The organism is Roseivivax marinus, from assembly GCF_900109705.1.
Classification (GTDB): Bacteria; Pseudomonadota; Alphaproteobacteria; order Rhodobacterales; family Rhodobacteraceae; genus Roseivivax; species Roseivivax marinus.
Genome location: NZ_FOAI01000002.1, coordinates 46,085 through 68,416, shown reverse-complemented (window position 1 = coordinate 68,416; position 22,332 = coordinate 46,085). Strand labels below are relative to the sequence as shown.

The 22,332-nt window shown below is 68.1% G+C and carries 23 protein-coding genes and 1 tRNA gene; 16 read left to right on the top strand and 8 right to left on the bottom strand.

Features of this window, described 5'->3' with window-relative positions; all coding sequences use genetic code 11:
• Positions 1–145: 145 nt before the first annotated feature.
• The 3 genes from BMX29_RS02910 to preA are packed head-to-tail and all read left to right on the top strand — an operon-like array spanning position 146 to position 3,680.
• Complete coding sequence (locus tag BMX29_RS02910) at positions 146–1,528, top strand: NAD(P)-dependent oxidoreductase (protein WP_092810278.1); 1,383 nt, start codon at positions 146–148, stop codon at positions 1,526–1,528.
• Between the two features lie 4 nt (positions 1,529–1,532).
• Entirely contained in the window at positions 1,533–2,318 is a 786-nt protein-coding gene (locus tag BMX29_RS02905; RefSeq protein ID WP_092810276.1) for an Fpg/Nei family DNA glycosylase, read from the top strand.
• Positions 2,319–2,372: 54 nt separating this feature from the next.
• Positions 2,373–3,680 (top strand): NAD-dependent dihydropyrimidine dehydrogenase subunit PreA, encoded by a 1,308-nt coding sequence (gene preA, locus BMX29_RS02900; protein ID WP_043843092.1) that lies wholly within the window; start codon positions 2,373–2,375, stop codon positions 3,678–3,680.
• Positions 3,681–3,761: 81 nt separating this feature from the next.
• On the opposite strand, the gene BMX29_RS02895 is transcribed toward preA, so the two are convergent.
• The 3 genes from BMX29_RS02895 to BMX29_RS02885 all read right to left on the bottom strand — a co-directional run bounded on the left by BMX29_RS02895 (position 3,762) and on the right by BMX29_RS02885 (position 5,363).
• Positions 3,762–4,010, bottom strand: a complete 249-nt coding sequence (locus BMX29_RS02895) for a hypothetical protein (RefSeq protein WP_244889130.1) — start codon at positions 4,008–4,010, stop codon at positions 3,762–3,764.
• 60 nt (positions 4,011–4,070) lie between these two features.
• Positions 4,071–4,613 (bottom strand): methanogen output domain 1-containing protein, encoded by a 543-nt coding sequence (locus BMX29_RS02890; protein WP_092810272.1) that lies wholly within the window; start codon positions 4,611–4,613, stop codon positions 4,071–4,073.
• Between the two features lie 99 nt (positions 4,614–4,712).
• Positions 4,713–5,363: a TetR family transcriptional regulator C-terminal domain-containing protein gene (locus BMX29_RS02885; RefSeq protein WP_092810270.1), complete on the bottom strand. Its 651-nt coding sequence runs from the start codon at positions 5,361–5,363 to the stop codon at positions 4,713–4,715.
• 183 nt (positions 5,364–5,546) lie between these two features.
• On the opposite strand from BMX29_RS02885, the gene BMX29_RS02880 reads away from it, so the two are divergent.
• The 8 genes from BMX29_RS02880 to BMX29_RS02845 all read left to right on the top strand — a co-directional run bounded on the left by BMX29_RS02880 (position 5,547) and on the right by BMX29_RS02845 (position 12,871).
• Positions 5,547–6,797 carry a Zn-dependent hydrolase gene (locus BMX29_RS02880; protein ID WP_092810268.1) on the top strand — a complete coding sequence of 417 codons (1,251 nt, stop codon included), beginning with the start codon at positions 5,547–5,549 and terminating at the stop codon, positions 6,795–6,797.
• Positions 6,794–7,054 carry a hypothetical protein gene (locus BMX29_RS02875; protein ID WP_092810266.1) on the top strand — a complete coding sequence of 87 codons (261 nt, stop codon included), beginning with the start codon at positions 6,794–6,796 and terminating at the stop codon, positions 7,052–7,054. Before BMX29_RS02880 ends, BMX29_RS02875 begins: the two co-directional genes overlap by 4 nt.
• Positions 7,055–7,142: 88 nt before the next feature.
• Positions 7,143–8,603, top strand: coding sequence for a dihydropyrimidinase (hydA, locus tag BMX29_RS02870; protein WP_092810264.1), 1,461 nt, complete (start codon positions 7,143–7,145; stop codon positions 8,601–8,603).
• Positions 8,603–8,932, top strand: coding sequence for a hypothetical protein (locus BMX29_RS02865; RefSeq protein ID WP_092810262.1), 330 nt, complete (start codon positions 8,603–8,605; stop codon positions 8,930–8,932). The genes hydA and BMX29_RS02865 overlap by 1 nt, the downstream gene beginning before the upstream one ends.
• Positions 8,933–8,973: 41 nt before the next feature.
• Positions 8,974–9,750 carry an ABC transporter ATP-binding protein gene (locus tag BMX29_RS02860; RefSeq protein ID WP_092810260.1) on the top strand — a complete coding sequence of 259 codons (777 nt, stop codon included), beginning with the start codon at positions 8,974–8,976 and terminating at the stop codon, positions 9,748–9,750.
• Between the two features lie 121 nt (positions 9,751–9,871).
• Positions 9,872–10,873, top strand: coding sequence for an ABC transporter permease (locus tag BMX29_RS02855; RefSeq protein WP_092810258.1), 1,002 nt, complete (start codon positions 9,872–9,874; stop codon positions 10,871–10,873).
• Between the two features lie 103 nt (positions 10,874–10,976).
• Entirely contained in the window at positions 10,977–11,822 is an 846-nt protein-coding gene (locus BMX29_RS02850; protein ID WP_092810256.1) for an ABC transporter permease, read from the top strand.
• A gap of 41 nt (positions 11,823–11,863) precedes the next feature.
• Positions 11,864–12,871: an ABC transporter substrate-binding protein gene (locus BMX29_RS02845; protein ID WP_043843112.1), complete on the top strand. Its 1,008-nt coding sequence runs from the start codon at positions 11,864–11,866 to the stop codon at positions 12,869–12,871.
• A gap of 102 nt (positions 12,872–12,973) precedes the next feature.
• On the opposite strand, the gene BMX29_RS02840 is transcribed toward BMX29_RS02845, so the two are convergent.
• Together BMX29_RS02840 and aroQ are read right to left on the bottom strand one after the other, a co-directional pair.
• On the bottom strand, positions 12,974–15,034 hold the full coding sequence (locus BMX29_RS02840) for a methyl-accepting chemotaxis protein (protein ID WP_092810254.1): 2,061 nt from the start codon (positions 15,032–15,034) through the stop codon (positions 12,974–12,976).
• Between the two features lie 62 nt (positions 15,035–15,096).
• On the bottom strand, positions 15,097–15,552 hold the full coding sequence (aroQ, locus tag BMX29_RS02835) for a type II 3-dehydroquinate dehydratase (protein ID WP_043843114.1): 456 nt from the start codon (positions 15,550–15,552) through the stop codon (positions 15,097–15,099).
• Between the two features lie 147 nt (positions 15,553–15,699).
• Here aroQ and BMX29_RS02830 point away from each other — a divergent pair, with 147 nt between their 5' ends.
• Positions 15,700–16,509: a DUF4198 domain-containing protein gene (locus BMX29_RS02830; protein WP_175471104.1), complete on the top strand. Its 810-nt coding sequence runs from the start codon at positions 15,700–15,702 to the stop codon at positions 16,507–16,509.
• 28 nt (positions 16,510–16,537) lie between these two features.
• Here the strand turns inward: BMX29_RS02830 and ribA are convergent, their stop codons facing one another.
• A complete protein-coding gene (gene ribA / locus BMX29_RS02825; protein ID WP_092810250.1) occupies positions 16,538–17,629 on the bottom strand; it encodes a GTP cyclohydrolase II in 1,092 nt (363 codons plus the stop codon).
• Positions 17,630–17,768: 139 nt separating this feature from the next.
• Between ribA and BMX29_RS02820 the strand changes: the two genes are divergently transcribed.
• On the top strand, positions 17,769–18,455 hold the full coding sequence (locus BMX29_RS02820) for a response regulator transcription factor (protein WP_043843125.1): 687 nt from the start codon (positions 17,769–17,771) through the stop codon (positions 18,453–18,455).
• A gap of 142 nt (positions 18,456–18,597) precedes the next feature.
• Here the strand turns inward: BMX29_RS02820 and BMX29_RS02815 are convergent, their stop codons facing one another.
• Positions 18,598–19,272, bottom strand: a complete 675-nt coding sequence (locus tag BMX29_RS02815; protein ID WP_051487462.1) for a DUF998 domain-containing protein — start codon at positions 19,270–19,272, stop codon at positions 18,598–18,600.
• Positions 19,273–19,379: 107 nt separating this feature from the next.
• Positions 19,380–19,456, bottom strand: a tRNA-Arg gene (locus tag BMX29_RS02810).
• Between the two features lie 241 nt (positions 19,457–19,697).
• Between BMX29_RS02810 and BMX29_RS02805 the strand changes: the two genes are divergently transcribed.
• The 3 genes from BMX29_RS02805 (at position 19,698) to BMX29_RS02795 (ending at position 22,307) form a co-directional block, all read left to right on the top strand.
• Positions 19,698–20,405, top strand: coding sequence for a Hint domain-containing protein (locus BMX29_RS02805; protein WP_092810248.1), 708 nt, complete (start codon positions 19,698–19,700; stop codon positions 20,403–20,405).
• 334 nt (positions 20,406–20,739) lie between these two features.
• The gene (locus BMX29_RS02800) at positions 20,740–21,741 is read left to right on the top strand and encodes an LLM class flavin-dependent oxidoreductase (RefSeq protein ID WP_092810246.1); all 1,002 of its coding nucleotides are present in this window, start codon (positions 20,740–20,742) and stop codon (positions 21,739–21,741) included.
• Positions 21,738–22,307 carry a L,D-transpeptidase family protein gene (locus BMX29_RS02795; protein ID WP_244889129.1) on the top strand — a complete coding sequence of 190 codons (570 nt, stop codon included), beginning with the start codon at positions 21,738–21,740 and terminating at the stop codon, positions 22,305–22,307. Before BMX29_RS02800 ends, BMX29_RS02795 begins: the two co-directional genes overlap by 4 nt.
• The last annotated feature ends 25 nt before the right edge of the window (positions 22,308–22,332 follow it).

The window sequence follows — 22,332 nt, the reverse complement described above, 5'->3', positions numbered from 1 at the left end:
AGTTGTGGATGGATGCCCGACTTACCCCCAGATGAGCCCGCTGCGGGGGCATCGGTCCCAGTTCGCGCGTCGCCTAAAATTTACCGTTTGATAAAAAATTTTTTCGTGGCACGGTTCCGGGAGAACAGAACAACCGGAGGTATTCATGCCCGACCCGTTGACCCCAGGCATTGCCGCCGGACGGCTTGCGCCCCAGGAGATCGCGTCGAACTTCGCCGACCTGCATCCAGCCCTCGACCTGCACGAGGCGCGGGTGGCCGCCGACCGCTGCTACTTCTGCTACGACGCGCCCTGCGTCGAAGCGTGTCCGACCGAGATCGATATCCCCCTCTTCATCCGCCAGATCGCGAACGGGCAGTCCGAGGCCGCGGGCGAGACGATCCTCGAGCAGAACGTCCTTGGCGGCATGTGCGCGCGGGTCTGCCCGACCGAAGACCTCTGCGAGGGCGCCTGCGTGCGCGAGATCGCGGAAGGCAAGCCGGTCGAGATCGGCCGCCTCCAGCGACACGCCACGGATTCGGTGATGGCCCGGCAGGGACACCCGTTCACGCGGGCACGCTCGACCGGCAAGCGCGTTGCGGTCGTCGGCGCGGGTCCCGCGGGCCTGTCGTGCGCGCATCGCCTCGCGACCAAGGGGCATGACGTCACGATCTACGAGGCGCGCGAGCGTCCCGGCGGCCTCAACGAGTACGGCATCGCCGCCTACAAGTCCGTGGACGGTTTCGCGCAGCGCGAGGTGAACTGGCTGCTCGAGATCGGCGGAATCACCATCGAGTACGGCCGCGCGCTCGGCTCCGACCTGTCGGTCGAAGGCCTGGCATCCGAGTTCGACGCGGTGTTCCTCGGGGTTGGACTTGCCGACGTGAACGCGCTCGGGATCGAGGGCGACGAACGCGACGGCGTCGAGAACGCGGTCTCGTGGATCGCCGACCTGCGCCAGGCGTCCGACCTTACGTCGCTGCCGGTGGGTCGCAACGTGGTGGTGATCGGCGGCGGCATGACCGCCATCGACGCCGGCGTGCAAGCCAAGCTTCTGGGCGCAGAAAACGTCACCATCGCCTATCGCCGGTCGCGCGACCGCATGGGTGCGTCCGAGTTCGAGCAGGATCTCGCGGCCTCCAAGGGTGTGCGGATCGTCTGCAACGCGCAGCCCAAGGCGATCCACGGCAACGGCGCGGCGACCGAGATCGAGTTGGAATACACCGCCGACGACGGCTCCGGCCTGCGCGGCACCGGCGAAACCATGCGCCTGCCCGCCGACCAGGTGTTCCGCGCCATCGGCCAGGCCTTCGTGCCTGCGGCGGGGCTCGACCTCGACGGCAGCAAGCTGCGCGTGACCGAGGCCGGGCGCACCACGATGGCCAAGGTCTGGGCCGGTGGCGACTGCACCAAGGGCGACGACCTGACCGTGGTCGCCGTGGCCGAGGGCCGTGACGCAGCCGAGGACATCCACGCCGAGCTGACCGGCGCCACGCTCGCCGCCACCGGCGCCGTGCTGGGCGAGGCGGCCCGCGGCGCGGAGGCCTGAGCGGGTGCCCGAGCTGCCCGAGTGCGAGAAGAGCCGCCGAAAGGTGGCCGATCACTGCCTCAACCGCACCATAGAGGCGGTCGAGTACGGCGAGGTCTCGCACATGAACCTGCCCGGCGGGAACGCGCGAGAGCGTCTCGTCGGGCACCGATTCACCGAGACGCGGCGCCACGGCAAGGCGATCTTCGCCGGGTCGAAGACGGGGCCGTGGATCGCTGTTCGGCTCGGCATGACCGGGTCCCTGCGCCCGTTCGACGCGGACGGGGAGGCGCCGGACTACGCCAAGGTCACCTTCGTGTTCGAAGGTGATCGAAGGCTGGCCTTCCGCAATCCGCGCAAGTTCGGCGTGCTCGAGGTCATCGAGGATCCCGAGTCCTACATCGCCGAGACGGGCCTCGGCCCCGACGCGATGGAGATCGGGGCGGATGGTTTCGCCGAGGTGATCGGGGGCACGAAGGGTGCGGTCAAGTCCGCCCTCATGGCGCAGACCAAGATCGCCGGTCTGGGCAACCTGTGGTCCGACGAGACGCTCTTCCGCGCGGGGGTCGCGCCCGACGCGGCGGCGAACCGGCTGTCTGACGATACGCTCGGGCAACTCTACAGCGAGATGCGGCACGTTCTGTCGCATCTTCTCGACAACAATGCCGACTACGGGACGATTCCGGGCGATTGGCTGTTCCCGCACCGCACGGACGGGGCCGACTGTCCGGCCTGTGGCGGCACGATCCGCAAGTCGAAGGTGGGCGGCCGCTCCGCCTTCGCCTGCGACACCCATCAAAAGACCGCCTGAGGCGGCGACCAACCCCGCGCGGCATGGACCGCGCCCCGGCAGGGAGATTTCGACATGGCCGATCTGACGACCGACTTCGTGGGCATCAAGAGCCCCAACCCGTTCTGGCTGGCCTCGGCGCCGCCCACCGACAAGGAATACAATGTCCGCCGCGCCTTCGAGGCCGGCTGGGGCGGCGTGGTCTGGAAGACGCTGGGTGCCGAAGGGCCACCGGTGGTGAACGTGAACGGCCCGCGCTACGGCGCGATCTACGGCGCCGACCGGCGGCTCCTGGGTCTTAACAACATCGAACTGATCACGGACCGGCCGCTCGAGACCAATCTCGAGGAAATGGCGCGGGTGAAGGCGGACTACCCCGACCACGCGCTGATCGCCTCGATCATGGTGCCGTGCGAAGAGGAGGCGTGGAAGGCGATCCTGCCGCGCGTGGCCGAGACCGGCGCCGACGGGATCGAGCTGAACTTCGGCTGTCCCCACGGGATGAGCGAGCGCGGCATGGGCGCCGCCGTGGGCCAGGTGCCCGAGTACATCGAGATGGTCACCCGGTGGTGCAAGACGTACTACGACAAGCCGGTGATCGTGAAGCTGACGCCCAACATCACCGACATCCGCAAGCCGGCGCAGGCGGCGAAGAACGGCGGCGCAGACGCGGTCAGCCTGATCAACACGATCAACTCGATCACCAGTGTCGACCTCGACCAGATGGCGCCGCAACCGACGATCGACGGCAAGGGGAGTCACGGCGGCTATTGCGGCCCGGCGGTGAAGCCGATCGCGCTCTCGATGGTGTCGGAGATCGCGCGCGACGCCGAGACCCGAGGCTTGCCGATCTCGGGCATCGGTGGCGTGACCACCTGGCGCGATGCGGCGGAGTTCATCTCGCTCGGCTGCGGCTCGGTCCAGGTCTGTACCGCCGCGATGACCTACGGCTTCCGCGTGGTCGAGGAAATGAAGCGCGGCCTGTCGGCGTGGATGGACGAGAAGGGCTATGCCTCCGTCTCCGAGGTGGTGGGCCGCGCGGTGCCGAACGTGACCGACTGGCAGTACCTGAACCTCGACTACGTCACCAAGGCGCGGATCGACCAGGAGGCGTGCATCCAGTGCGGGCGCTGCTACGCCGCCTGCGAGGACACGTCCCACCAGGCGATCGCGATGAAGCCGGGCCGTGTCTTCGAGGTGATCGACGAGGAATGCGTGGCCTGCAATCTCTGCGTGGATGTCTGCCCGGTGGAGAACTGCATCTCGATGGTCGAACTGGCGCCGGGCGAGGTTGATCCGCGCACGGGCCGCACGGTGTCGGGCGAGTACGCCAACTGGACCACGCATCCGAACAACCCGATGGCGGTCAAGGCTGCCGAGTGACCGGGGCGGCGCAGATTTTTAGTTAAAAATCTGCGCGCCGAGGCCGACGGCCCACGATTTTAGCTAAAATCGTGGGCCCAGTCAGAAATGGACGACCAGCTTGTCGGTAGAGCACAGCACGACGAACTGGTCGCCGCATTCCACGAGGTGGAACCCGCGCTCTCGGACGGCCTCGCGGAAAGCACGACAGCCGACCATGCGCTCCACGTCCCGGGTGGCGCGTCGGACAACGCCGCCGCGACGGACGGTCCGCGCCGCGAAGAACTGTCCGAGCCACTGCTCGGCCATTCGGGTCGGGGTGCGCGGAGAGGCTGAGCGGAATACCTGCATTCCGGCAGCACCTTCCAAGCCGGTAAAGCGGCCGTAAACGATCGAGGCTGTCGTGGTCGCTCAGGCCCGGCGGTACTCCAGGCCCGCGTCGCCTTCGTGCATGTGAATCACCACCCGGCAGCGGGAATGCCCACGGGCGATGGCCTCCTCGAGTTCCACCCGTGCGTAGCCGAGGTTCTCGGCGGCGATGCGGCCGAAGACGTTGGACGTCATCATGCACAAGGATCGGCGCCCAACGACGTGTTCGCCGAACGGGCAGGCGGTATTGACGAGGACGATCTCGTCTTCGCCGATACTCTCGACCGAGAACCCGCCTTCGATCCGGCGCTTGAGGTCGACCAGCGCCGCGGCCACCTGCGTCGGGTCCAGCCGATCGGTGCCGGCAGCGTCGCGATATTCGTTGTTCATGGTGCGGCCGATGCGCTCGCCCACGCGCGCGACGTATCCTGCAGCCTCTTCGAGGCCCACGTGATCTTCGAGCACGCCCGCCAGTTCGTGCAGCAATTCGCGCAGGAACCGGTCGCGGTCGCGCCGGATGTCGGCGTCGGCGAACGTGGTGTCCGCGCTATGCTGAGCTTCGATCACCTCGGCCCCCGTCTTCATCGGCACGATCCCCTGCGTTCGGATCAGACTATCCGCCGAACTTGTCTTTGGGAATCATATTTTAGGGCGGATTGGCGCTATCGCCGTCACGTCTCCGCGTCACGGCGTGAGGAGCCGCCGGAAGAGCGTGTCCACATGCGCCTCGGCGGCCTTGCGCACCGGGCCGTCGTCCAGAACCCGCACCTGCGCTTCGAAGTCGGCATAGTGCTGCGTCACCGCCCAGATCGAGAACACCAGGTGGCGCGGATCGGTGCGGGCGATGCGGCCCGCCTCCATCCAGCGGCCGATCAGCGCGCACTTTTCGTCGAGCAGCGGGCGCAGGTCGCTTTCCAGGTGCGGCGACATCCGCGGAGCGCCCTGCAGCACCTCGCTTGCGAACAGGCGGCTTTCTCGGGGCATGGTGAAGCTCATGTCGAGCTTGGCGTGGACGTAGTCCATGAGCGCGTCGAGCGGCGCGTCGGTGTCCTGAAGCGTGCGCAAGGGGTCCAGCCACCGGTCCATCAGCGCGTTCAGAAGCGAGACGTGGATCGCCTCCTTGCCGTCGAAGTAGTAAAGCACGTTGGGCTTGGACATGCCGGCGCCGTCGGCGATCTGGTCCAGCGTCGAACCGCGAAAGCCCTGCGCCGAAAACACGTCGAGCGCGGCGTCGAGGATACGGGCTCGGTTGCGCTTCTGGATTCGGCTGCGCGGGCGGGGGCGATCCGCTTCGCCGTCCGTCGACTCGCCGAGGGGGCCATCATGCGGGCTCATGGTCGAATCCTCGCTGCGCGTTCATTATGCACTCTGCGGAAGTTTCCGCCGATCCGGGTGCGACGCGGTGGACGCGTTCCTTGACAGCTCACGGGCCGGTTGCAATCGTGCCTTGACCAAATGGTAAAAAACCACGGCCCGCGCGGTCAAGCGCGACGGACCGAAGCGACAACAGGATGTGACATGGCAGCACCGGGAGAAAACCTCCGCATCGATGGCGACAGGTTGTGGGACAGCCTCATGGAAATGGCGAAGATCGGGCCGGGCGTCGCGGGCGGCAACAACCGCCAGACGCTGACCGACGAGGACGCCGAGGGCCGCGCCCTGTTCAAGTCCTGGTGCGAGGACGCGGGCTGCACGATGGGGCTCGACACCATGGGCAACATGTTCGCCCGTCGCGAGGGCACCGATCCCGACGCGCTTCCGGTCTACGTGGGCAGCCACCTCGACACGCAGCCGACGGGCGGCAAGTACGACGGCGTGCTGGGTGTGCTCGGCGGCCTCGAGCTGGTGCGCTCGCTCAACGATCTCGGGATCAAGACCAGGCACCCCATCGTGGTTACCAACTGGACCAACGAGGAGGGCACCCGCTTCGCCCCGGCCATGCTGGCCTCGGGCGTCTTCGCGGGCGTCCACGCGCAGGACTGGGCCGAGGCCCGCGAGGATGCCGAAGGCAAGCGCTTCGGCGACGAACTCGACCGCATCGGCTGGCGCGGCGAGGAGCCCGTCGGCGACCGCAAGATGCACGCCTTCTTCGAACTGCACATCGAACAGGGCCCGATCCTCGAGGCCGAGAAGAAGGATATCGGCGTCGTCACCCACGGGCAGGGCCTGTGGTGGCTGCAGGTCACGCTGACCGGCAAGGACGCGCATACGGGCTCCACCCCGATGGAGATGCGGGTCAATGCAGGCCTGGGCATGGCGCGGATCACCGAAGCCGTGCACAAGATCGCCATGGATCACCTGCCGAACGCCGTGGGGGCGGTGGGGCAGGCCAACGTATACCCGAATTCGCGCAACGTGATTCCGGGCAAGGCGGTCTTCACGATCGACTTCCGCTCGCCCGATCTCGACAAGCTCAACTCCATGCGCGCGCGTCTCGAGAGCGAGGCGGCGGACATCGCGAAGGACCTCGGTCTCGGGATCGAGATCGAGCCCGTGGGCCACTTCGATCCGGTCACCTTCGACGAGGCCTGCGTTTCGGCCGTGCGCGACGCGGCCGAGCGGCTGGGCTACTCGCACCGCGACATCGTCTCGGGCGCCGGGCACGACGCCTGCTGGATCAACCAGGTGGCGCCGACCGCGATGGTCATGTGCCCCTGTGTCGACGGCCTGTCGCACAACGAGGCCGAGGAGATCAGCAAGGAGTGGGCCACGGCCGGCGCCGACGTCCTTCTGCACGCGGTGGTCGAGACGGCGGAGATCGTCGAATGACATCCGCACGCGCCGTCCGCACGCTGGGCCTCGCGATCCTCGCGCTCAGCCTCGCCGCCTGCGGCGGGGCGCGGTTCTCGGGCGGTGAGCCGGGCATCCGGCAGGTGGGCGGCACCACGCTGATCGAAGACGTCGAGGGCGCCACGCTGGTCATCGACGAGAACGGCTGCCAGGCCGTCATGTCCGAAGGCGCCAGCACGGCCGAGACCGTGCGCGACGCGAACGGGGCCCCCGTCTGCGTGGATATCGACGGCTGATCCCGCGCCGCGGGCAAGACCGCGGCGCCGGGGCACAACATACAGGACGCGCCCGAACGCGCGCCGGACGAACAGACAGGGAGATACCATGACCAAGGTCATCAAGAACGGCACGATCGTGACCGCCGATCGCACCTACAAGGCAGACATCCTCATCGAGGGCGAGACGATCAAGCAGATCGGCGCGGACCTAAAGGGCGACGAGACCATCGACGCCGAGGGCGCCTACGTCATTCCCGGCGGCATCGACCCGCACACCCACATGGAAATGCCCTTCATGGGCACCACTGCGGCCGAGACGTTCGAGACCGGAACATGGGCAGCTGCCTGCGGCGGTACCACCATGACCATCGATTTCGTGCTGCCCGGCGCGGACGGCTCGATCAAGAACGCGATCAACGAGTGGCACCGCAAGTCGGGCCCCCAGATCTGCTCGGACATCGGTTTTCACTGCGCGGTGACCGGCTGGAACGAGAGCATCTTCAACGAGATGAAGGACGCCGTCGACATGGGCGTCAACTCGTTCAAGCACTTCATGGCCTACAAGGGCGCGCTGATGATCGAGGACGACGAGATGTTCGCCTCGTTCAAGCGCTGCAAGGAGCTGGGCGCGCTGCCGATGGTCCACGCAGAGAACGGCGACCTGGTGGCCGACATGCAGCAGCAGATGCTCGAGCAGGGCATCACAGGCCCCGAGGGCCACGCGTATTCCCGTCCGCCCGAGTTCGAGGGCGAGGCCGCCAACCGCGCGATCACCATCGCCGATGCCGCCGGCGTGCCGCTCTACATCGTGCACGTCTCCTGCGAACAGGCGCACGAGGCGATCCGGCGCGCGCGCCAGAAGGGGATGCGCGTCTACGGCGAGCCGCTGGCGCAGTTCCTGACGCTCGACGAGAGCGAATATTTCAACACCGACTGGGACCACGCCGCGCGCCGTGTGATGTCCCCGCCGTTCCGCAACAAGCAGCACCAGGATTCGCTCTGGGCCGGTCTGCAGGCGGGCAGCCTGCAGGTGGTGGCCACCGACCACGCCGCCTTCTCGACCGAGCAGAAGCGCATGGGCGTGGACGACTTCACCAAGATCCCGAACGGCTCGAACGGGCTCGAGGAACGTCTCGGCGTGCTCTGGACCCAGGGGGTCGAGACCGGCCGCCTGACGATGAACGAGTTCGTCGCGGTGACATCCTCGAACGTGGCGAAGATCCTCAACATCTATCCCCGGAAGGGCGCGATCGTCGAAGGCGCGGATGCCGACCTGGTGGTCTGGGACCCATCGATCAAGAAGACGATCAGCGCGTCGAACCACCACTCGATCCTGGACTACAACGTGTTCGAGGGCTTCGAGGTGACGGCGCAGCCGCGCTACACCCTGAGCCGCGGCGAGGTGATCTGGGCCTGGGGCCAGAACAGCCAGCCGCAGCCCGGCCGCGGCAAGTTCGTCCCGCGCCCGGCCTTCCCGTCAGCGCACGCGGCGCTGTCGAAGTGGAAGGCGCTGACCGCGCCCAAGCAAATCCACCGCGACCCGCTCAACATCCCCTCGGGCGTGTGATGCGCACGCTCGCGATCCTCGCGGCGCTTTGCGCCGCGACATCGGCACAGGCTCAGGCGGTGCTTGGAACCGAGGCTGGCTGCGCGCACGTGGCCGGCGACCAGAGCGTGCCCGAGGATCGCTTCGCCATCCTGCCCGGACACCTCGCCTACCGCGGCGCGACCTGCCAGATCGCCGGCATCCAGACCGGCACCCTGGTGGCGGCCTGCGCCGAGGACGGCGAGCGGTTCGATCTCGTGCTGGGCATTTCGCGCGCGCCGGACGGCGGCGGCGTCGTCATCGCCCTTCCCGACGAGGGCGGCGAGCGCGTGCTCTACCCGTGCGAGTGACCGGCGCCGCGGCGCCGCAACAGACAAGCCAGGGAGGGGTCATGTCCCCCGTCATCTCAGCAAAGTCACTAAACCTGACGTTCCAGACCAACGACGGCCCGGTCCACGCCCTCAAGGACGTGAACCTCGATGTCGAAAAGGGCGAGTTCGTCTCCTTCATCGGCCCCTCGGGCTGCGGCAAGACCACGTTCCTGCGCTGCGTCGCGGGGCTCGAGGCACCCACCGGCGGCACGCTCACGGTGAACGGCATGACGCCGGACGAAGCCCGCCGCGCCCGCGCCTACGGCTACGTGTTCCAGGCCGCCGGCCTTTACCCGTGGCGCACCATCGGCGGCAACATCCGCCTGCCGCTGGAGATCATGGGCTATTCCGAGGCAGAGAAGCGGAAGCGGGTCACCGACACGCTGGCGCTCGTGGACCTCGACGGGTTCGAGAAGAAGTATCCCTGGCAGCTCTCGGGGGGAATGCAGCAGCGCGCCTCGATCGCACGCGCGCTGTCCTTCGATGCCGAGATCCTGCTCATGGACGAGCCCTTCGGCGCGCTGGACGAGATCGTCCGCGACCGCCTGAACGAAGAGCTTCTCTCTCTCTGGGCGCGCACCGAGAAGACCATGCTCTTCGTCACCCACTCGATCCCGGAGGCGGTCTACCTGTCCACCAAGATCGTGGTGATGAGCCCGCGCCCCGGCCGGATCTCGGACGTGATCGACAGCCCGCTGCCGAAGGAACGCCCGCTCGACATTCGTGACAGCCGCGAATTCATCGAGATCGCCCATCGCGTCCGCGACGGCCTGCGCGCCGGAATGGAGGCCGCATGACCGCGCGCTCGTCGATGCCCGGACATTCCGGGCCCCGTGGCATTTTCGCGTTCGAAACGCTCCAGCATGAGGCACCCGGCGGCGCCGCTCGCGCGGCGGCCGAGCAGAGGGGAGGGACGTCATGACCGACACCGCCCCTCTCGCTGCGCAGGGCGCTGGGATCGGCCGCTCTGGGCGCGTGGCGCTCTGGGCGCGCGGCTTTTCCCACGCGCTCCTGCCCGTGGTGACCGTGGTCGCGGCCCTGCTGGCGATCTGGTACCTGGCCTGCATCCCGATGAATGCGTCCAATTCGGTTCTGCAGGCGGCCCGGGCCGACGTCGCCGTCTCGCCCGAGAGCGCCTCCGACAGGCGCGGCATGAGCGGGCTTGCCCTCGCTGTCCGTAATCCGGGTGTTGCCGTCGCGGGGGCCTTCGATCAGGACCGTGCGCGCCTGCCGGCCCCACACCAGGTCGCGGCCGAACTGTGGGCGGGCACCGTCGGAGAGCCCGTGACCTCCAACCGCAGCCTGATCTGGCACGGCTGGGTGACGCTCTCGGCGACCCTTCTCGGCTTCGTTTTCGGTACTGTTCTCGGCATCGCGCTGGCGGTCGGGATCGTGCATTCGCGCGTGATGGACATGAGCGTGATGCCTTGGGCCATCGTCAGCCAGACGGTGCCGATCATCGCCATCGCGCCGATGATCATCGTGGTGCTCTACTCCGTGGGCATCCAGGGCATCGTCCCGAAGGCGATCATCTCGGCCTACCTGTCGTTCTTCCCCGTGGTCGTCGGCATGGTGAAGGGACTGCGGAGCCCCAACGGGATGGACCTCGACCTGATGGCGACCTACGGCGCCACGAAGGGGCAGACGTTTTGGAAGCTTCGGCTGCCTTCGTCGATGCCTTACCTCTTCGCGTCGCTGAAGATCGGCATCGCCGCCTCGCTGATCGGGGCCATCGTCGGCGAGCTGCCCACCGGCGCGTCGGCGGGGTTGGGCGCGCGGCTTCTGGCCGGCAGCTACTATGGCCAAACCGAACAGATCTGGGCCGCACTCTTCGCCGCCGCGATCCTCGCCGCGCTCTGCGTCGGGCTGCTTGGCGTGATCGAGCGCGCTTTGCTGGGCCGGATGGGGATGACGACATGACCGGGATGCGCGTGACGGACAGGGCAGGGCGGCTGTCGGCCCCCCACCACCTGCGGTGGCCCCCCCGAGGATGTTTCCGCCAAGAAGAAGCCGGAGGGCCGAAATGACGCTGGTGATATTCGCATTCGTGCTGTGGGCGGCCGCCTGGGCGCTGAACGCACAACTGGCCAACGGGCCGGGCCGGAATGGTGCGGTGACACGGCTGGCCGTGCCGCTGATCTTCGGCGCGACGCTTCTGGGCATGTGGGAGCTCATCGTGCGCGGGCTCGACGTGCCGATGGTGATCCTGCCCGCGCCTTCGGTGATCGCCGAGACCTTCGTGGCCCGCTTCGGGACACTGTGGGAGGACTTCGTCCAGACTTTCCTCAAGGGCGCGCTGTCGGGCTACGTCATCGGCTGCCTTGCCGCGGTGGGGGTGGCGATCGTGGCCGATCGCTTTGCCTTCCTGCGCCGCGGCCTGCTGCCGGTGGGCAACTTCATGGCGGCGCTGCCCATCGTCGGCACCGCGCCCATCCTCGTGATGTGGTTCGGATTCGACTGGGAATCGAAGGCCGCGGTGGTCGTGGTGATGGTGTTCTTCCCGATGCTGGTGAACACGGTCGCGGGACTTGCCGATACCGGAGCCATGCAGCGCGACCTGATGCGGACCTACGGGGCTTCCTACTGGCAGGGGCTCGTGAAGCTGCGGCTGCCGGCGGCGATGCCGTTCATCTTCAACGGGCTGAAGATTTCCACCACGCTGGCGCTGATCGGCGCGATCGTCGCCGAGTTCTTCGGCTCTCCGATCCGCGGCGTCGGTTTCCGCATCTCGACCTCCGTGGGGCAGCTTGCGCTCGACATGGTCTGGGCGGAAATTGTCGTGGCGGCGTTGGCGGGGACGCTGTTCTACGGCGCGATCACCGCACTCGAGACACGGGTCACGTTCTGGCACCCGTCGCACCGCTCCTGAGAACGGCGGGCGAGAAGTCGGAACCGACAAGGAGGTACTACATGAAGACGCAACTCATCGCGGGCGCACTGGCCGCGGGGCTTGCCGCGCCGGTCGCGGCACAGGACATGGATGCGGTCACGCTGCAGCTGAAATGGGTCACGCAGGCCCAGTTCGCCGGCTACTACGTGGCCGAAGACCAGGGGTTCTACGAAGAAGAGAACCTCGACGTGACGATCAAGGCGGGCGGCCCGGACATCGCGCCCGAGCAGGTGATCGCGGGCGGGGGCGCCGACGTGATCGTGACATGGATGGCGGCGGCGCTGGCCGCGCGCGAGCGCGGCGTGCCGCTCGTCAACATCGCGCAGCCGTTCTCGACCGGCGGTCTTCAGCTGACCTGCCTCAAGGAAACCGGGGTCGAGAGCCCCGAGGACTTCCCCGGCCGCACGCTGGGCGTCTGGTTCTTCGGCAACGAGTATCCGTTCTACGCCTGGATGGCGCAGCTAGGGATCGACACCGATGGCGCGGACGAGGAGGGCGTGACCGTCCTCAAGCAGGCGTTCAACGTCGACCCGCTTCTGCAAGGGCAGGCCGACTGCATCTCGACGATGACCTACAACGAGTATGGCCAGATCCTCGACGCCGGCTACACCGAGGAGGAACTGGTCAACTTCAACTACCTCGAAGAGGGCGTGGGGATGCTCGAGGATGGTCTCTACGTCATGGAGGAGGACCTCGAGGACGAGGCGTTCCAGGACAAGATGGCGCGCTTCGTGCGGGCGTCGATGAAGGGCTGGAAGTGGGCCGAGGAGAACCCCGAGGAGGCTGCCCAGATCGTCGTCGACAACGACATGACCGGCGCGCAGACGCTCGAGCACCAGGTCTATATGATGGGCGAGGTCGCCAAGCTGACCGAGGGCTCGAACGGCGCGCTCGATCCCGAGGCCTACCAGCAGACAGTGGATACGCTGCTGTCGGCGGTGTCCGAGGAGAACCCGGCGATCACCGAAGAGCCCGAGGGCGCGTGGACGCACGATATCACCGACGAGGCACTCGAAGGCGGGTCGTGACCGGCTGAGGTCAGTGCGGCTGGCAGCGGCACGCCGCACGGTTCGGATAGGTGGGGCGTGGCTCGGGGAACCGGGCCGCGCCCTTTCCGTGCGGGGTGGGCGTCAGCCGGCCGCCCTGGCGGTCCGGGCGGCCGGCGCGGCTGCCTCGCCCGCGGCGTGGTCGAAATAGGTCAGTGCGCTCGACACCCGGGCGATCATCTGTTCAAGCGAGTCGATCGCGGCGTTCGTCTCCTCTGCCATGGCGGCGTTCTGCTGCGTGACCTGGTCGAGTTGACCGACGGAAGTGTTCATTTCCTCGATCCGGTCGGACTGGTCGCTCGCGCTGGTGGCGATGCTCTCGACGCTTTCGTTGATGTCGGTCACCTTGCGCTGGATGGCGGACAGGGCTTCCCCGGTCTTTTTCACGAGGTCGACGCCGCGCTTCACCTGCTGCTCGGAGGCACCTATCAGCTCGGAGATCTCGCGCGCCGCATCGGAGGACCGCTGTGCCAGCGACCGCACCTCGGAGGCGACCACGGCGAAGCCGAGGCCGGCATCGCCGGCGCGCGCGGCCTCGACGCCCGCGTTGAGGGCGAGCAGGTTCGTCTGGAACGCGATCGAGTCGATCAGGCTCGTGATGGACGAGATCTTGTTGGACGAGGTGGCGATCTCGTCCATCGCTGCGGTGGCGGTGCGCACGACCTCGCCCGAGCGTTCGGTGTCGTCCATGGCGCTGGTGGCGCGGCGACGGGCCTCGGCGGCGGATTCGGCCGATCCCTTCACCGAGGTTGTCAGCTCTTGCAGGGCCGCGGTGTTCTCTTCCAGCGTGGCGGCCTGACGCTCTGTCCGGCGTGCCAGCTGGTCCGTGGCGGAGGCGATGGCGCGTGCCTCTCCGGCGACCTCGGCGGTGTGGCCGGTCACCTGCCCGATGATCTCGCGGATCCGCGACACGGAGGTGTTGAAGTTCACGCGGATCGCGTCGAGGTCACCGAGCGGCTGCGTGATCTCGACGTCGAGCCGCCCCTCGGCCAGTCGCTCCAGCCCGTCGCGGACGCTGTCGGCGGCGACGCGCAACTGCGTGGTGTCGACGGCGAACTTCACGACCTTGACCACCTCGCCCGCCGCGTTGCGGATCGGGTTGTAGCTTGCGCGGATGTAGACCGGGTTGCCGGCCTTGTCGCGGCGGACGAACTCGCCCGACTTCTTCTCGCCCGCGCGAAGCGCCGGCCAGAAAGTCTGGTAGTCCGCGCTGGCCGCCTCGGCGGGTTCGAGAAAGATGCGGTGATGCTTCCCGGCAATCTCCGACTGGGCATAGCCCATCAGCGAGCAAAACAGGTCGTTCGCGGTGCGGACCGTGCCGTCGGGCTCGAACTCGATCACCGCCTGGACCATCTGGATGGCCTCGATCTGGTCGAGGCAGTCGCGTTCCAGGTCTTTCGCCCGGGTGACGTCGAAGGCGTATTTCACAACGCGGAACGGTTTGTCGTCGGGGTCCTTCAGCGTCTCGTAGCTGGCCTGAAGGAACACGTGGCGTCCGCCCTTGCCGACCCGCTCCATCAGGCCGGAGCGGGACCGGCCCGCGGCGAGGTCGGTCCAGAACTTGGCGTAGTCCTGCGTTGCGGCCTCGGACCGGGGCATGAAGATGCGGTGATGTTTGCCCACGACCTCGTCTCGCGTGTAGCCAACCGTTTTCAGGAATTGCTCGTTGGCATCGAGAATGGTGCCGTCGAGGTCGAACTCGATGACAGCCATCGATCGCTTCAGGGCGTCGGTGTGGCTGCGGTTCTCCCGCCGTGCGAGGTGATGTTCGGTAATGTCCCGCGCGACGCAAAGCGCCTGCGTTTCGGGATCGTCGTCGACCTTGCAGAAGACGGCCGAGAACCAGCGTTCCTCGCCGCTCGCGGTCTGCACGGCGAAAATGCGGGTCACGTCCTCGCCCCGCGCGATGCGGCGCAGGAGGTCCGCGAACCATGCCGCGTCCCGATCCTGCTGGCGGATGAGGTCATGCAGGCTGCGGCCCGTCAGTTCCAGCTTGTCGCGACCGAGCGCCTCGGCCATGCGGGCGTTGCCGCGGACGATGCGGCCGTCCCTGGTCAGGTGCAGGATCAGGTGCGTGCGCTCGATGGCGCGGCGGGCGATGGCGTCCGACGGGTTCGAGGGCTGCGCGCCACGAAAAGCAAACATGAAGATCCTCACGCACGGCTGTTTGTCCGAGAGGTCAGTCGCACAGAACTCTGATCGAACGGTTAAGACGGGCCGTCCGCGCCGCGCGCTCCGATCAGTGCCACAGCCCGGCGCACGGCAGCGGCGTAGCCCTCGATCCCGAGGCCCGCGATCACCCCGTCCGCGCGCAGCGAGACGTAGGAGTGGTGACGGAACGCCTCGCGCTTGTGCACCTGGCTGATGTGCACCTCGAAGACCGGACCCTCGAAGGCGTTGAGCGCGTCGAGAATCGCGATCGAGGTGTGGGTGTAGGCGCCGGGATTGATGACGATCGCGTCCGCCGCGCGCCGCGCCTCGTGGATCCAGTCGATCAACTGGCCTTCGTGGTTGGACTGGAACGCCTCGACCCGGGCGGCGTCGCCCGCGGCCGCGCGGGCCAGCGTCAACACGTCGTCCAGCGTCTCGTGGCCGTAGACCTCGGGCTGCCGCTGCCCGAGCAGGTTCAGGTTCGGGCCGTTCAGCAGGTAGATCGTGGGCATGGTTGCTCTTTCTTGGTCTGGCGTGGTGCGGGACCCTAGGCCGCACCGCGCACCGGTGTCGAGGGCACCGCTCGCGCGACTGTCATGGCGGCGACCGGTCGCTGCCCTATGATCGGGTTGGTCCGACCTATCCCGAAAGGTTCAGCCATGTTCCGCCGCACCGCCGCCGTCCTCCTCGCCGCCTGTCTCGCCGGGCCTGCCAGCGCCCACGAGCTTTGGCTCGACGCCGCGGACTGGACCGTCGAACCGGACCAGGAGATCGTGGTCGCCGTGCGCAACGGCATGGATTTCGCCGGCAACAGCCTGCCGTGGCTGACGCGCTCGATCGCGCGCGCGGAGATCTTCACCGATGGCGACAGCCGCGAGATCGAGGGGCGGCTGGGCGACCGCCCGGCAATCACCACCGAGCCGCTGGGCGAGGGGCTGAACACGGTGCTCTACCGTACCAACCCGGTGGACCTGACCTATGACGGCTTCGACAAGTTCCAGACCTTCCTCGAAGAGAAGGGCAACGCCGCCTTCCTCGACACCCATGCCGAGCGCGATCTGCCCGAGGAGGACGTGACCGAGGTCTATACCCGGTTCACCAAGGCGCTGGTCGGGGTGGGTGACGGCGCGGGCGCGGATGCCTATCGCGACATGGAGATCGAACTGGTCGCGGAGACAAATCCCTACACCGCCGAGTTGCCCGGAGAGATGACCGTGCGGCTCTTCTACCGTGGCGAGCCTCTGGCCGATCATCGCGTGACGCTGTTCGACCGGTCGGCTTCGGGGGACGTCACGCGCGGCGAGGCAACGACCGATGCCGAGGGGCGGGCGAGCTTCACGGTGGCGCCGGGGCACACCTACCTTGCCGACGCGGTGGTCGTGCGCGAGCCGGAAGTGACCGGCCCCGGAGGCAAGGACGCGATGTGGGAATCGCTCTGGGCCGCGCTGACCTTCGCCGTACCGGAGTGACGCAGCCGAGCCTGCCGGCCCCGCGCGGTCAGAGCAGGTGGCCCGACTTCTCGGCCTTGGTCTTGAGGTAGTGGTGGTTGAAGCGCGTCTCGCCGACGCGCAGCGGCACCCGCTCGGCCACGGCGATGCCTTCCTCCTCCATGCGGGCGATCTTGGCGGGATTGTTCGTCAGCAGCCGCACCTTGTCGACGCCGAGCGCCTCCAGCATCGCCGCACCGAGGCGGAAGTCGCGCTCGTCGTCCTCGAAACCCAGACGGTGGTTCGCCTCGACCGTGTCGAAGCCCTGGTCCTGCAGCGCGTAGGCCCGCATCTTGTTGGCCAGCCCGATGCCACGCCCCTCCTGGTTGAGATAGAGCAGCAGGCCGGCGCCTTCCGCCCCCATCTGGGCCAGCGCCGCGTTCAGCTGCGGGCCGCAATCGCATTTGAGAGAGCCCAGCAGGTCACCGGTGAAGCAGGCCGAGTGCAGCCGTGTGAGGACCGGCGCGTCGCGGTCCGGGCGGCCGATCTCGATGGCGTAATGTTCCTCCGAGCCGTCGGCGGGACGGAAGACGTGCAGGCGGGCGTCCTCGGCCGCGCGCAGCGGCACGCGCGCGGTGACCACGTGGCGCAGCGGGCTGAGCTCGTGCAGGTGCGGGGCGGCGGCCGCGGCGTCGAGCCGCGCGAGCCCGTGCGCGGCGGCGAAGCCCGCGCCGTCCTCGAGCGGGGCCACCAGGGCCGCGGGCAGGAGCCGCGCCGACTTCGCCAGCGCGATGGCCAGCCGTGGCAGGCCCGCGTCGCCCTCCCGCCGCGTGCTCAGCGGCCCCTTCATCGGCCGGGCGAGATCGTCCTTGGGATCGGCCACGGCGCGGATCCAGTCCGGCCCGGCGTCCTCGGGCAGGATGACCCGTGCCACGTCGCCGTCATAGGCCCGCGCCCGCAGGGTCGCCGCGCGCCGCGCCGTCAGCACGAGGTCGGGCGTCAGGCCGCGATCGCGCAGGTCGGCCAGCCGCGCCGGGTCGAGCGTCTCGGCCGCCATCACGAGCGCGGCGCCCCCGGGCGCATCCAGCACCACCGGCACCCCCATGCGCAGGTCGCCCCGCGCACGGGCCAGCTGTTCGGTCAGGTCGGGAGCAAGGGCCATCGGGCGTCCTTTCGCGGGCAGGCTGCGGGGATCATGTAACAAAGCGCGACGAGAGACACGAGGACGTGAGTCGCCTGCCACAATGCTTGTCGGAAGTCCCGGGCGATCACATTTGCGGGAAAACCACGGAGGACCGCACATGGCGCAACTCAAGAACATCCTGCTCGTCGACGATGACGACGACCTGCGCGAGGCGCTGGCCGAACAGCTCGTCCTGACCGAGGATTTCGAGGTGTTCGAGGCCGAAAGCGGCGCCGCGGCGATGACCCGCGCCAAGGAACAGCTCTTCGATCTCGTGATCCTCGACGTCGGCCTGCCCGACACCGACGGCCGCGAGGTCTGCCGGCTCATGCGCAAGCAGGGCGTCAAGGCGCCGATCCTGATGCTCACCGGGCACGACAGCGACGCCGACACCATTCTCGGCCTCGACGCGGGTGCCAACGACTACGTCACCAAGCCGTTCAAGTTTCCCGTCCTGCTCGCCCGCATCCGCGCCCAGTTGCGCCAGCACGAGCAGTCCGAGGACGCGGTGTTCCAACTCGGGCCGTACACATTCCGGCCCTCGATGAAGCTTCTCGTGGACGAGGCGGAGAAGAAGATCCGCCTGACCGAGAAGGAGACGAACATCCTCAAGTTCCTCTATCGCGCTCCGGACGGCGTGGTCCCGCGCGATGTGCTTCTGCACGAGGTCTGGGGCTACAACGCGGGCGTCACGACCCATACGCTCGAGACCCATATCTACCGGCTGCGGCAGAAGATCGAACCCGATCCCTCGAACGCGCGCCTGCTGGTGACCGAGTCCGGCGGGTACCGTTTGGTGTCTTAAATTCGCGAATGTCGCGTGAGGCGGGAACCGAACTCCTTACGCGTCGTTTCGCATATGACCCGTAGGCACGTGCGGGATATCGCGTGCCACCCTCCCTGTTGGACCTGGCCGGGCACTGTGCCCGGCCATTTTTTTAATCATGTCAGTCGGTTGGCGTGATCCGGTGCGCCTTTTCCCAGCCGCGGACGAGGAAGAACACCGACAGTGGCATCGTCCACAGCATCGTCCCGCCGATGGCGATCTTCTCGAGAATGCCATCGTAGTCCGTGGGCGCCAGCTTGAACGCGGTGGCGAACACCACCCAGATCGCGGCCGCTGCAAGGAAGAACGCCGGGTAGCTCCGCCCGATCCCCGCCGCGCCGCGCGCCATCGCCAGCGGGCCGGCGAGGTAGAGCGGCCCGAGCAGGAACGTCAGTTTCGTATGCACCGTCATGCCGGGCGGGTTGTCGCCCGCTGTGTGGAACTCGTCCCAAAGTCCGAGGAGAGTGACCACCAGCGCGAGGAATGCGAGGCAGAAAATGCCGACCGACCATCCCGCGCGGCCCAGATGCGCGTGCGCCGAGGCGATGGCCAGGCCCAGAAGCCCGCCGGCATTGAGGTAGAAGCCCAGGTCCATGATCCACTTCTTGTCGCCCTTGGCGAGGTCGCTGATCGTGTCGGCGATGAAGGCATGTTCGGTGACCAGCGTGCCCCAGGTGATCGTCACCAGAGGGGCGACATTGCCAACGAGCCCCGCGACGGCGCAGAACATCAGGAGTTCGGGCCGCTCATGTGCGACGACGTGCGCCTTTTCGGCGCGCGGGTGACGGTCGTCCATAAAGGTCCTTGCGGCGGCCTGGGGTCGCTTCACAACGCTGTGATGCGCGGGCCGGTTCCGGGGTATCGAAGCAGGGGCGCTGCGTCGGGGGCGGATGGTTCCGGAGATGGCGACCCCGGCAGGATTCGAACCTGCAACCTGCCCCTTAGGAGGGGGCTGCTCTATCCAGTTGAGCCACGGGGCCGTCGGACACGGTCCTAGCAAAGCCCGGCGGCCGTGTCTCGGATGAATTCGGGCGGTCGTCGTGCCGGATTTTCGACGTAATCAAATCCAATTGTTACCACTTCCGCCTCGATTTGCCGCCCTCTTTGGATGGTTTCTAAACGACCACGGCCGCAGGGTCTCCGCGCCCCGACTCCACCAGACGGACGGGCACGGCGTACACAACAATTGCGGCTCAGGGACTACGGTACGAGCGAATTCAGATGAACGTGACCAACGAGATGCCCTGGCGACGCCTCGCCGCCGGGACGGACCACGACGAACCGGTGGCAGAGCACGGCCGCTCCCCCGCCTCGGCAGAGGCGGCGCGGCAAACCCCGTGCTTCACCCCCGGCACGCGCATCAAGACCCTGCGCGGCGACGTGGACGTGGCCGACATTCGTGCGGGCGACCGCGTGCTGACCCGCGATTCCGGCTACCGCGAGGTTGCCTGGGCCGGCGAGCGTCGCCTGGTCGAGGCCGACCTCGTTGCCCACCCGGCGCTGCGGCCCGTGGTCATCGAGAAGGACGCCTTCGGTCCCGGCTGCCCCTCGCGCCGGATGATGGTATCGCCGCAGCACCAACTTCTGCTCGGCGGCGTGGAGGCACAGCTTCTGTTCGGCTCCGAAGAGGTTCTGGTGCCCGCCCGCACCATGCTGGGCCGTGTGGGCATCGGGCGCGGCCGCGTCCGCGATGGCGTCACCTACGTGCACTTCATGTTCGAAAGCCACGAGATCGTCCTCGGCGACGATCTCTGGACCGAAAGCTTTCAGCCGAACGCATCCTCGCTCGACGCGCTGCTCGATGACCAGAAGGCCGAGATCTACGCGCTCTTCCCCGAGCTCGAGGCGGCCGACGACGCCCCCGGCCGCTTCACCTCCGCACGGCCCGCGCTGAAGGGTCACGAGGCCAGGGTCCTGACCGCCGCCTGACCGGAAGGTCGGTGCGCCGCCTGTCTCCGACACCTCGAGTCCGGCCACCGAGTTCGAAAAACCCGCCAGTTGTGGGCGCAAAGCCTTTCGCGACCCACGCGGTTCCGGCGAAGCGTTCGCCGCCAGCCGGCTGGGAGAGGGGATATCGAGGTCTCGCGACCGAACGCGGTTCCGGTTGCTGTGGCTTTGCAGTGCAACCGCTCCGTCCTTGCTGCATCCGTGCAACCCCGCCGCTCCGGACAGCGGCCCTGCGGCCTTGCCTGTGCCCCTTCCGAAATCGGTCGTGCGCGCCTAGGTTTCGGGAAACCCGCCGTTATCCCGTCCGGAGGACGCCATGCGCTTCTCGCTTCTCGATCTTGCCCCCGTTCCCGAGGGGGCCGACACCGCCCAGGCGCTGCGCAATATGGAGCGCCTTGCCGAGAAGGCCGAGGCCTGGGGCTATCATCGCTACTGGCTCGCCGAGCACCACAACATGCCGGGCATCGCCTCGGCCGCGACCTCGGTGCTGATCGGCCACGTCGCCGCGCGGACCCGCCACATGCGGGTCGGCGCGGGCGGCATCATGCTGCCGAACCACGCGCCGCTCGCAGTGGCGGAGGCGTTCGGCACGCTGGCCACCCTGCACCCCGACCGCATCGACCTCGGCCTCGGACGCGCGCCGGGCGGCGATCATGCGGTGATGCAGGCGCTGGGCGTCCACCCTTCGCGCGCCGAACGCTTCCCCGAAGAGATCGAGGCGCTGCGCATGCTGCTCGGCCCCGCCCGCGACGACCTCGCCGTGCGCGCGCATCCGGGTGAGGGCACCAACGTGCCGCTCTGGGTCTTGGGCTCGTCGCTCGCCGGGGCGGAGACCGCGGCCCAGCTGGGTCTGCCCTACGCCTTCGCGTCCCACTTCGCACCCGCGGCGCTGGAACGCGCCTTTGCGCTTTACCGTGAACGCTTTCAGCCGTCGGAGAGCCTCGAAAAGCCTTATGCGATGCTCGCGATCAACGTCTTCGGGGCCGACACCGACGCAGAGGCCGTGCGGTTGCGGACGTCGATGCAGCAGGCCTTCTATCGCCTGCGCACCGGCCAGCCGGGGAAGCTGCCGCGCCCCGTGGACGACATCCGCGAGGTGATCCCGGCCGGCGCGCTTCCGACCATCGACAGCGCCCTGTCGGTGTCGGCCACGGGCAGCCCCGAGACGGTCCGGGCGCGCCTCGCGGAGCTCATCGCGCAGCACAGGCCTGACGAGGTCATCCTGACCGGCCAGATCCACGACGCGACCGCGCGCGAACGGTCCTTCGAAATCGCGGCCGAGGCGATGTCCGACCTGCAAGCGGCCAAGGCGGCATGAGCCGTCACGCCGTCCGCGCGGGCGAGGGTCGGCACAAGCCCGAGGACATGGTCCTGACGCCGCGGGGCCTGCGCTTCGCGGGGCGACTCTGGCCCTGCACGATCGGCCGTAGTGGCGTAACCCACAACAAGCGCGAGGGGGACGGCGCCACGCCCGTGGGCACGCACCGGATTGTCGGGATGCTCTACCGGGCCGACCGGATGGCGGCGCCGGCCGACTGGGCGCTGCCCATCGGGGCCTTCGACCTTTGGTCCGACGACAGCGACGACGCGGCGTACAATACGATGGTGCAGGCGCCCTACGCCGGCAGCCACGAGCGTCTGCGGCTGGCGGACCAGCGCTACGACCTCGTGATGCTGACGGACTGGAACTGGCCCGAAGCGCAACCGGGCCGGGGATCGGCAATTTTCCTGCACGCTTGGCGGCGGCCCGGTCGGCCCACCGCGGGCTGCATCGCGTTCCGGCCCGACCACCTGCGGCGCATCGCGGGCCTTGTTGCCTACGAGACGCGGGTGATCGTGCCGGAGGCGCTGGCCGATCTGCCCGCCACGGCGGCGCGGCGCTAGGCGCCGTCTGGACGGGGGAACGGCC

Coding starts and splice junctions, on each gene's coding strand:
- BMX29_RS02910 (WP_092810278.1), top strand. CDS start 146: ATGCCCGACCCGTTGACCCCAGGCATTGCCGCCGGACGGCTTGCGCCC.
- preA (WP_043843092.1), top strand. CDS start 2,373: ATGGCCGATCTGACGACCGACTTCGTGGGCATCAAGAGCCCCAACCCG.
- BMX29_RS02895 (WP_244889130.1), bottom strand. CDS start 4,010: ATGCAGGTATTCCGCTCAGCCTCTCCGCGCACCCCGACCCGAATGGCC.
- BMX29_RS02890 (WP_092810272.1), bottom strand. CDS start 4,613: ATGAAGACGGGGGCCGAGGTGATCGAAGCTCAGCATAGCGCGGACACC.
- BMX29_RS02885 (WP_092810270.1), bottom strand. CDS start 5,363: ATGAGCCCGCATGATGGCCCCCTCGGCGAGTCGACGGACGGCGAAGCG.
- BMX29_RS02880 (WP_092810268.1), top strand. CDS start 5,547: ATGGCAGCACCGGGAGAAAACCTCCGCATCGATGGCGACAGGTTGTGG.
- BMX29_RS02875 (WP_092810266.1), top strand. CDS start 6,794: ATGACATCCGCACGCGCCGTCCGCACGCTGGGCCTCGCGATCCTCGCG.
- hydA (WP_092810264.1), top strand. CDS start 7,143: ATGACCAAGGTCATCAAGAACGGCACGATCGTGACCGCCGATCGCACC.
- BMX29_RS02865 (WP_092810262.1), top strand. CDS start 8,603: ATGCGCACGCTCGCGATCCTCGCGGCGCTTTGCGCCGCGACATCGGCA.
- BMX29_RS02860 (WP_092810260.1), top strand. CDS start 8,974: ATGTCCCCCGTCATCTCAGCAAAGTCACTAAACCTGACGTTCCAGACC.
- BMX29_RS02855 (WP_092810258.1), top strand. CDS start 9,872: ATGACCGACACCGCCCCTCTCGCTGCGCAGGGCGCTGGGATCGGCCGC.
- BMX29_RS02850 (WP_092810256.1), top strand. CDS start 10,977: ATGACGCTGGTGATATTCGCATTCGTGCTGTGGGCGGCCGCCTGGGCG.
- BMX29_RS02845 (WP_043843112.1), top strand. CDS start 11,864: ATGAAGACGCAACTCATCGCGGGCGCACTGGCCGCGGGGCTTGCCGCG.
- BMX29_RS02840 (WP_092810254.1), bottom strand. CDS start 15,034: ATGTTTGCTTTTCGTGGCGCGCAGCCCTCGAACCCGTCGGACGCCATC.
- aroQ (WP_043843114.1), bottom strand. CDS start 15,552: ATGCCCACGATCTACCTGCTGAACGGCCCGAACCTGAACCTGCTCGGG.
- BMX29_RS02830 (WP_175471104.1), top strand. CDS start 15,700: ATGTTCCGCCGCACCGCCGCCGTCCTCCTCGCCGCCTGTCTCGCCGGG.
- ribA (WP_092810250.1), bottom strand. CDS start 17,629: ATGGCCCTTGCTCCCGACCTGACCGAACAGCTGGCCCGTGCGCGGGGC.
- BMX29_RS02820 (WP_043843125.1), top strand. CDS start 17,769: ATGGCGCAACTCAAGAACATCCTGCTCGTCGACGATGACGACGACCTG.
- BMX29_RS02815 (WP_051487462.1), bottom strand. CDS start 19,272: ATGGACGACCGTCACCCGCGCGCCGAAAAGGCGCACGTCGTCGCACAT.
- BMX29_RS02805 (WP_092810248.1), top strand. CDS start 19,698: ATGAACGTGACCAACGAGATGCCCTGGCGACGCCTCGCCGCCGGGACG.
- BMX29_RS02800 (WP_092810246.1), top strand. CDS start 20,740: ATGCGCTTCTCGCTTCTCGATCTTGCCCCCGTTCCCGAGGGGGCCGAC.
- BMX29_RS02795 (WP_244889129.1), top strand. CDS start 21,738: ATGAGCCGTCACGCCGTCCGCGCGGGCGAGGGTCGGCACAAGCCCGAG.